Source organism: Citricoccus alkalitolerans (genome assembly GCF_039528175.1).
GTDB classification, from domain to species: Bacteria; Actinomycetota; Actinomycetes; order Actinomycetales; family Micrococcaceae; genus Citricoccus; species Citricoccus alkalitolerans.
In genome coordinates, this window is the sequence record NZ_BAAALH010000001.1 from 1,254,850 (window position 1) to 1,263,451 (window position 8,602).

The 8,602-nt window shown below is 68.7% G+C and carries 7 protein-coding genes; 4 read left to right on the forward strand and 3 right to left on the reverse strand.

From position 1 onward, the window contains the following. Nucleotides 1–112 precede the first annotated feature (112 nt). Complete coding sequence (locus tag ABD134_RS05595; protein ID WP_344227407.1) at nucleotides 113–1,096, forward strand: LLM class flavin-dependent oxidoreductase; 984 nt, start codon at nucleotides 113–115, stop codon at nucleotides 1,094–1,096. On the opposite strand, the gene ABD134_RS05600 is transcribed toward ABD134_RS05595, so the two are convergent. Then, nucleotides 1,093–4,245 carry a bifunctional [glutamine synthetase] adenylyltransferase/[glutamine synthetase]-adenylyl-L-tyrosine phosphorylase gene (locus tag ABD134_RS05600; RefSeq protein WP_344227410.1) on the reverse strand — a complete coding sequence of 1,051 codons (3,153 nt, stop codon included), beginning with the start codon at nucleotides 4,243–4,245 and terminating at the stop codon, nucleotides 1,093–1,095. The two genes, ABD134_RS05595 and ABD134_RS05600, sit on opposite strands and share 4 nt — an antisense overlap. A gap of 6 nt (nucleotides 4,246–4,251) precedes the next feature. After that, complete coding sequence (gene glnA / locus ABD134_RS05605) at nucleotides 4,252–5,592, reverse strand: type I glutamate--ammonia ligase (RefSeq protein WP_344227412.1); 1,341 nt, start codon at nucleotides 5,590–5,592, stop codon at nucleotides 4,252–4,254. 94 nt (nucleotides 5,593–5,686) lie between these two features. Here glnA and panB point away from each other — a divergent pair, with 94 nt between their 5' ends. Beyond that, on the forward strand, nucleotides 5,687–6,529 hold the full coding sequence (gene panB / locus ABD134_RS05610; protein WP_344227414.1) for a 3-methyl-2-oxobutanoate hydroxymethyltransferase: 843 nt from the start codon (nucleotides 5,687–5,689) through the stop codon (nucleotides 6,527–6,529). Between the two features lie 10 nt (nucleotides 6,530–6,539). Here panB and ABD134_RS05615 read toward each other — a convergent pair whose 3' ends face one another. Then, nucleotides 6,540–6,710, reverse strand: a complete 171-nt coding sequence (locus ABD134_RS05615; RefSeq protein ID WP_344227416.1) for an SPOR domain-containing protein — start codon at nucleotides 6,708–6,710, stop codon at nucleotides 6,540–6,542. A 55-nt stretch (nucleotides 6,711–6,765) separates the two neighbouring features. Between ABD134_RS05615 and map the strand changes: the two genes are divergently transcribed. Beyond that, nucleotides 6,766–7,737 (forward strand): type I methionyl aminopeptidase, encoded by a 972-nt coding sequence (gene map / locus ABD134_RS05620; protein WP_344227417.1) that lies wholly within the window; start codon nucleotides 6,766–6,768, stop codon nucleotides 7,735–7,737. Nucleotides 7,738–7,791: 54 nt separating this feature from the next. Beyond that, the coding region (ppgK, locus tag ABD134_RS05625; protein ID WP_344227419.1) for a polyphosphate--glucose phosphotransferase at nucleotides 7,792–8,602 on the forward strand (811 nt) is incomplete at its 3' end.

Genomic DNA, 8,602 nt, shown 5'->3' on the forward strand with positions numbered 1-8,602 from the left:
AAGGCGCCGTCGTCGTTGGTAGGCAACTATGCCGACCGGTGGCGGCCGACGGGAATAGAACCGCACACGGCACCGCTGTGTCTGGAGGAAGAACCCCCGTGAAAGGTGCCTTGTGAGCTATCCCCTGTCCATCCTTGACCTGTCCACCGTCCTGCCCGGACAACCCGTCGCAGAGGCCGTGGCCGCGAGCGTCGAGTTGGCACAGAAGGCAGAGGAGCAAGGGTTCCACCGGATCTGGTTCGCGGAGCACCACAATTTCCCCTCCATCGCATCCTCCGCGACCTCGGTGCTTCTGGCCCATGTGGCGGCCCACACCACCAGGATCCGGCTGGGCTCGGGCGGCATCATGCTCCCCAACCACTCACCGCTGGTGATCGCCGAGCAGTTCGGCACCCTCGCGGAGATCCATCCCGGCCGGATCGACCTCGGGCTGGGGCGTGCCCCGGGCACGGACCAGCGCACCATGATGGCCTTGCGCCGCGATCCCTCGGCGGCTGACACCTTCCCCCGGGACATCAAGGAACTGCAGGGCTATCTCCGCGGAGAGTCACTCATCCCCGGCGTGGACGCCTTTCCCGGGCACGGGACGAATGTACCGCTCTATATCCTGGGGTCCTCCCAGTACGGTGCACAGCTCGCGGCGGCGCTGGGACTGGGCTACTCCTTCGCCTCACACTTCGCCCCACAGATGCTGGAACACGCGGCCACGATCTACCGCGACCGATTCGAGCCCTCCGAGAGCATCCCCGAACCGCACTTCATCGCAGCCCTCAACGTCATCGCCGCGGACACCGAGGCCGAGGCGCACGCCCAGCTCGAGATCGCCCATCGTCACCGTATCCGCCAGATGCTCGGCCGCGGCCGTGACCTGAGTGAGGATGAGGTCACCATGCTCCTGCACTCCGCCGGCGGCGAACAGGTGCTCTCCATGATGAAGTACTCCGCGGTGGGCACGATCGAGACCGTCAAGGCCTACCTGGATGAGTTCCGTGAGCGGGTCCAGGCCGATGAGCTGATCATCACCAATGCCGCCCCTGATCTGGCCGCACGGCACCGCACCCTCGAGTTGCTGGGCGAGCACGTCATCGGGCGCTAGGCACCGTAGAAGTGCTTCTCGAAGACCTGCCTGGCCTGGCGGGTGGACCGGAGGTAGTCCTCCTCGAGTTCAGCGGCCTGGCCCAGTTCGCACCCGCACCACCGGGCGATCGCCTCAAGGTCCTGGCGCTTGGCCGAGAGCACGTCTGAGGACTTGCCAGACCACACGATGTTGCCCGCGCGCACCCGGGTGGCCAGGTGCCAGGCCCGGTCCAGCACCTCACCGTCCTCCGCCGGCAGGATTCCCTCCCTGACGAGGGCCTCCAACGCGGGAATGGTCCCGGTGGTGCGCAGGGAGGGGTGGTCCGCCGCATGTTGCAGCTGCAGCGTCTGCACCAGCCATTCCACATCAGACAGCCCCCCGCGGCCGAGCTTGAGATGCCGTGACGGGTCTGCACCCCGGGGCAGCCGCTCGGCCTCGACGCGGGCCTTGATCCGCCGGATCTCGCGGATGGCTGCCGGTCCGGGGTCTCCGGCGTAGCGCACGGAGTCCGCCCAGGTGGTGAACTCCTCGGCCAGCTCGGCGCTGCCGGCCACCGGCCGGGCCTTCAGCAGGGCCTGTACTTCCCAGATCTCGGACCAGCGGCGGTAGTACTCGCGGAAGGAGTCCAGGGACCGGGCCAACGGTCCCTTCTTGCCCTCCGGCCGCAGGGCCGCATCCATCACCAAGGGGCGCTCACCCAGCACAGGCGGCCGGCACTGCCGGGTCAGGAGGGACATGACGAGCTTGGACAGCTCCACGGCCTGGCGTTGGGCCGCCTCCGGGTCAGCACCGTGATGGGGCCGGTGGACGAACAGGACATCCAGGTCGGAGCCGTAAGCGATCTCGCGGCCCCCCTGACGTCCCATGGCCACCACCAGCAGGTCCGTTAGCTCGACGTTCCGACCCGGGGTCGGGCTGTTCGCCGTGTCGGACGTGTGCGGAGCCGTCCCGGTGTCCGCAGGGCCGCCGGGACGTCCCGTCCGGTGGTCGGGGTGGCCGAAGAGGGAGTTCTCCGCAACGTGCAGCGCACCCAGCACGGCCGCCCGGTCGGCATCGGAGAGGGCCCGGCCCACGGTGTCCTGGTCCAGCAGCCCGGAGGCATCGGCGATCGCCGTCCGTAGGATCTCGCGCTGGCGGATCAACCGGATCTGGCGGATCGCCTCTTCCGGATCGGGGTGCCGGGACATCTTGGCCCGGATCTCCTGCCACTGCGTCTCGAACGGCATGGGGACCAGTTCGCGGTCCCGTCCCAGCCAGGCGGCGGCCTCTGGCCGATGCTCCAGCATGTCCGAGATGTAGGAGGAGAGCGAGAGGATCTGGCACAGCCGCTCGGCGGCCGCCGAAGAGTCCCGCAGCATACCCAGGAACCACGGGGAGGAGCCCAGCGATTCCGAGAGCCGGCGGAATCCCAGCAGGCCGCCGTCGGGATTGGGGCCGTTGGCCAACCAGCCGAGCATCACCGGCAGTAATTGGCGCTGCAGCGCCGCGCGGCGGGAGACCCCGGTGCTGAGTGCCTCGATGTGCTTCACCGCGCCGGTGGGGTCTCGGTAGCCCAGGGCGGCGAGACGCTGGCGCACCGCCTCCGGAGTCAGCTTGGCCTCATCGGCGGACAGCGCCGCCGTGGTGGACAGCAGCGGCCGGTAGAAGATCTTCTCGTGTAGGGAGCGCACCCCTTTACGGGTCTGCTTCCACAGAGAGGTCAGGGATGCGGCATCGGAGGGGCCGGGTTCCCCAGGGCCCTTGGCGGCCCGGGCCAGGACCCACAGGGCGTGCGGCTTGTCCGGCATGAGGTGGGTCCGGCGCAGGTGGACCAGCTGGATCCGGTGCTCGAGCAGTCTCAGGTACCGGTAGGCGCCGGCGAAGGACTCGGCGTCCGAGCGTCCGATGTAGGAGCTGTTCTCCAGCGCGTCGATGGCGTCCAGGGTGTTCCGGACACGGACGGACTCCTCGGTCTTGCCGTGGACGAGCTGGAGCAGCTGGACGGTGAACTCCACGTCCCGCAGGCCGCCGGCTCCCAGCTTGATCTCGCGGTCCCGGTTCTGGTGGGCGATGTTGTCCAGGACACGGCGCCGCATCTTCTGGACGGAGGAGACGAAGCCGTCCCGCTCCGAGCTGGTCCAGACCAGCGGCCAGATCGCGTCGACGTACTCCCGGCCCAGGTCCGTGTCGCCGGCGATGGGCCGGGCCTTGAGCAGGGCCTGGAACTCCCAGGTGTGCGCCCAGCGGCGATAGTACTCCCCATGGGATTCCACCGTGCGGGACAGCACCCCGTCCTTGCCCTCGGGGCGCAGGTTCGCGTCGATCTCCCACAGGCCTTGTTCGGGGGCCGCCGCAGTGGTGTACTTCGAGATTCCGGAGGCCAGAGCTGTGGCGATGGTCGCCACTCGGTGATCGTCGTCCAGGGACGAGGCGTGGACGAAGATGACGTCCACGTCCGAGATGTAGTTCAGCTCCCGGGCGCCACATTTGCCCATCCCGATGACGGCCAGGTCCACCCGGTCGGCGTCCTGGCCGAATTGCTCGACGGCGTCCGCCCGGGAGGCGGCGAGGCCCGCCTCGATCGCGGCGCCGGCCAGGTCAGCCAGCCACGCGGAGACCGCCGGCTGCGCGGCCCGCGGATCCTGCCCGGTCAGGTCCTGGATGGCCAGGGCCGTGAGCTGCCGGCGATAGGCGATCCGCAGAGCCGCGGCCGCCTCCTTGCCGCGGAGCGTCGCCACCGGGCGTGCCGCGGTGGCGTCTGCGCCGACGGCCTTCAGGAGCAGAGTCCGCACGGGGGCCGGGTCCGACGCGAGGCCGTCCGGTCCCAGGACAGGGGCGGTGGCTGCTGCGCCGACCGGGTCCACGAGCAGGTCGATGTGGTCCGGCCGGCGGACGAGGAACTCCCCCAGCGCCTCGGAGGCGCCCAGCAGTCGTGCGACCGCGCGGGATCGCTCCGGGTCCACCATCACTGCTGCCAGATCTGGGGCCCGCTCCAGCAGGCGGATTAACAGGATCAAGGCCTGATCCGGGTTCGGGGCGTCCGCGAGTGTGCGCACGATCTCCTGCTGGTCCAGGGATCCCAATTCCGGGGAGGCCAACAGATCCCGGGCGCGGGCCCAATCGGAGAAGCCGGCACTGACCAGGGACTTACGTCCGGGCCCGCTATTCTCCGATGCCGGGGCGACCATGCTGGATCAGAGGATGCCGAGGTTGCGCTGCAGTTCGAAGGGCGTGACCTCGACCCGGTACTCGTCCCACTCCTGGCGCTTGTTCCGCAGGAAGTTCTCGAAGACCGTCTCGCCCAGCACCTCGGCCACGAACTCCGACTCCTCCATGATCCGCAGGGCGTCGTGCAGGGTACCGGGCAGGGAGTGGTGGCCCAGGGCCCGGCGTTCCGTGGAGGTCAGTGCGCTGATGTCCTCGGCGGCGGCCTCCGGCAGCTCGTATTCCTCCTCGATGCCCTTCAGGCCGGCGGCCAGCAGGACCGCGTAGGTCAGGTACGGGTTGGCCGAGGCGTCGATGCCGCGGTACTCGACACGGGCCGAGCCGGCCTTGTCCGGCTTGTAGAGGGGGACGCGGACCAGCGCGGAACGGTTGTTGTGGCCCCAGGACACATAGGACGGGGCCTCCCCGCCACCCCAGAGGCGCTTGTACGAGTTCACGAACTGGTTGGTGATGGCAGTGATCTCCATGCTGTGGTGCAACAGCCCGGCGATGAACCTGCGCCCCGTGGTGGAGAGGTGGAACTCCGCACTGGGCTCGAAGAAGGCATTCGAATCGCCCTCGAACAGGGAGAAGTGGGTGTGCATCCCGGAACCGGCGTGCTGGCCGAACGGCTTCGGCATGAAGGTCGCGTAGTTGCCCTGGAGCTGGGCGACCTCCTTGATCACAGTGCGGAACGTCATGATGTTGTCTGCCGTCTGCAGCGCATCCGCGTAGCGCAGGTCGATCTCGTTCTGGCCGGGGCCGGACTCGTGGTGGCTGAACTCCACCGAGATGCCGATCGCCTCGAGCATGTTGACCGCGTGGCGGCGGAAGTCCGTGGCGACGCCGCCGGGCTCGTGGTCGAAGTACCCTGCCTGGTCCACCGGGACGGGCTGGCCGTCCGGTCCGGGCTCCTTGGACTCGAGAAGGTAGAACTCGATCTCGGGGTGCGTGTAGAACGTGAAGCCCATGTCCGCGGCGCGGGACAGCTGACGGCGCAGCACCTGGCGGGGATCGGCGGCGGAGGGCTCCCCGTCCGGGGTCAGCACGTCACAGAACATCCGAGAGGTGGGCTCGTCCTCGCCGCGCCACGGCAGGATCTGGAAGGTCGAGGGGTCCGGCTGCAGCAGCATGTCCGACTCGAAGATCCGGGTGTATCCGTCGATCGAGGACCCATCGAAGCCCAGGCCCTCGGCGAAGGCCCCTTCGACCTCGGCCGGTGCCAGCGCAACGGACTTCAGCGTGCCCGTCACGTCGGTGAACCACAGTCGCACGAAGCGCACGTCCCGGTCCTCTATGGTCCTGAGGACAAACTCCTGTTGGCGATCCATGTCTCTGGCGGCCTCCTGTCGGATCGTGCGGATGGTCCCACTGTAGTGTGCCGGGCCCGGTCAGCGCCGAAAGACGGGCCGCTAGACTGCGGCCATGGCTGAGAATGAAACCGCGCCCTACGCCGCACCGGCTCCTGCCCGCTACCGCACCGTCCACCTGCAGAAGGCCAAGGATGAGGGCCGGCACTTCGCGATGCTCACGGCGTACGACTTCCAGATGGCCAAGGTCTTCGACGACGCCGGCATTGAGACGATCCTCGTGGGAGACTCGGCGGCCAACACCATGATGGGTCATGACACCACCCTGCCGATCACGCTCGACGAGATGATCGTCTACGCCGGGTCCGTGGTCCGCGGCACCCGGCACGCCATGGTGCTGTGCGACTTGCCCTTCGGCTCCTACGAGCTGTCCCCGCAGCAGGCGACCGAGAGCGCGATCCGGCTCGTCAAGGAGGCGGGCGTCCACGCCGTGAAGATGGAGGGCGGCGTCCGTTACGCCGAGCACGTGCGCATGATGACGGACGCAGGGGTCCCGGTCATGGCCCACATCGGCTTCACCCCGCAATCCGAGAACGTCCTGGGTGGATACCGGGTCCAGGGCCGCACCGAGGGCGCGGCAGAGGCGATGGCGCAGGAGGCGACGGTGCTGCAGGACGCCGGTGCCTTCGCCGTGCTGATGGAGATGGTCCCCGCGGACATCGCCCGCCAGGTGGACGAGGCGCTGCGCGTGCCCACCGTCGGCATCGGGGCCGGGCCCTCCACCACCGGCCAGGTCCTGGTGTGGCAGGACATGCTCGGCCTGCGGACCGGGAAGATGCCGCGTTTCGTGAAGCAGTACGCGGATCTGCACTCGGTGATCTCAGCGGCGGTCACCGACTACCGCCGTGAGGTCCTGGAGGGCACGTTCCCGACCGCCGAGCACGGCTTCGAGTCCTGACTGGGCCGTCCTAACCCTCCTCCTCCTCCGCGTCATCCCAGCGCTCGTTGTTCGCCTGCACCTGGGCGATGGCGCTCTCGGCCTCCGCGCGGGACTGGTAGGGCCCCAGCAGCTTCGACCAGTCTGACTGGGGGCCTTCCTCGACCTGCTTCGTGACGACGTTGTACCAGTATTCGCTCATGGGCCCACCCTATCGGCGATCTGTACGGTGCTCTCAGCGGAGATAGGATCGAGTCATGTCCCACAGCCCCCAGACGAACACCCGTCCCCCCTCGACCGCCCCGGCACCCTCGACCAGCCACAACGGTCCTGCTCCGGAGGGCCCGGTGCGGGGCGAGCCGGGCTCGAAGGCGCCGCTGGGCACGCTGACGCCGGGCGTGGTCGCCCCCCAGCTCTCCGTGCCCGCGCACATCGAGCGGCCGGAGTACGTGGGCCGGGCCACGGCGGACGAGGGCAACGGCTCCGACGTCTACGATGCCGAGGGGATCGCGAAGATCCGCGCGGCGGGCCGGATCGCCGCCCAGGCCATGGAGGAGGCCGCCCGGCACATCGCCCCCGGCGTCACCACGGCCGAACTGGACCGGATCGCGCACGAGTTCATCTGCGATCACGGCGCCTACCCGTCCTGCCTCGGCTACAAGGGCTTCCCGAAGGCCATCTGCACCTCACTGAACGAGGTGATCTGCCACGGCATCCCGGATGACACCGTCCTGGAGGACGGGGACATCGTCAACCTCGACATCACCGCCTATCTGGACGGGCACCACGGGGATCACAACAAGACCTACCTCGTCGGCACCGTGGACGAACAATCCCGGTTGCTGGTGGAGCGCACCCACGAGGTCATGATGCGCGGCATCAAGGCTGTCCGGCCCGGTCGCGAGATCAACGTCATCGGCCGCGCCATCGAGTCCTACGCCAAGCGATTCGGCTATGGGGTGGTCCGGGACTTCATCGGCCACGGCGTAGGCCGAGAATTCCACTCCGGGCTCGTCATCCCCCACTTCGATGCCGCCCCCGCGCACAACACCGTGATGGTCCCCGGCATGGTCTTCACCATTGAGCCGATGATCACCCTCGGCACCATCCGCTGGGACATGTGGGACGACGACTGGACCGTGGTCACCCGGGACCGTCAGCGCACCGCACAGTTCGAGCACACCCTGGTGGTCACGGACGACGGCGCGGACATCCTGACACGTCCCTGACTGCCCCAGACCCTGATCCCCGAAATCCCCGAGCCCACCCTCTTGGAGCGCAGCATGGCGAAGAAGTCCACCGGCCCCTCCCCCGTCCTGCACACCGCCCTCGGTATCGACATCGGTGGCACCGGCATGAAGGGCGGCATCGTCCAGCTGGGCAAGGGCAAGAAGTCCGGACGTCTGCTCGGGGACCGCTTCCGGATCCCGACGCCGCAGCCGGCCAGTCCGGAGGCCGTCGCCGACGTCCTGGCCCAGATCACGACGGAGCTGGACGCCCGGGACGGCGCACCGGCACCGGGGTTCCCCGTGGGAGTGGACTTCCCGGCGGTCATCCAGGATGGGATCTGCCGTACGGCCACGAACATCGATCCCTCCTGGATCGGCACGGATGTGGACGGCCTGTTCTCCGAGCGTCTGAGACGGCCCGTGAGAACCCTGAACGACGCCGACGCGGCCGGGCTCGCCGAGGTCCGGTTCGGCGCGGGCCGCGGCGTGCACGGCACGGTACTGGTGATCACGCTCGGCACCGGCATCGGGTCAGGCCTGTTCCGCGACGGGCAGCTCGTGCCCAACCTCGAGCTGGGCACGATCGAACTGGACGGCATCATGGCCGAGTCCCGGGCCTCCGCCGCGGCACGCGAACGGGACGGGATCGGCTGGCCCGAGTACGCCGAACGGCTCCAGCGCTACTTCTCCTATGTGGAGGGCATCTTCTACCCGGACCTCATCATCGTGGGCGGCGGCATCTCCAAGCGCCCCGATGACTACCTGCCCCACCTGACCCTGCGCACGCCGATCGTCCCCGCGACGCTCAAGAACAATGCCGGCATCGTGGGGACCGCGCTGTGGGCCCTCGAGAACCTGCCGCAGG

Bases quoted from the DNA above. Each gene is read 5' to 3' on its own strand.
- panB (WP_344227414.1), top strand. From the start codon at position 5,687: ATGGCTGAGAATGAAACCGCGCCCTACGCCGCACCGGCTCCTGCCCGC.
- map (WP_344227417.1), top strand. From the start codon at position 6,766: ATGTCCCACAGCCCCCAGACGAACACCCGTCCCCCCTCGACCGCCCCG.
- ABD134_RS05600 (WP_344227410.1), bottom strand. From the start codon at position 4,245: ATGGTCGCCCCGGCATCGGAGAATAGCGGGCCCGGACGTAAGTCCCTG.
- glnA (WP_344227412.1), bottom strand. From the start codon at position 5,592: ATGGATCGCCAACAGGAGTTTGTCCTCAGGACCATAGAGGACCGGGAC.
- ABD134_RS05615 (WP_344227416.1), bottom strand. From the start codon at position 6,710: ATGAGCGAATACTGGTACAACGTCGTCACGAAGCAGGTCGAGGAAGGC.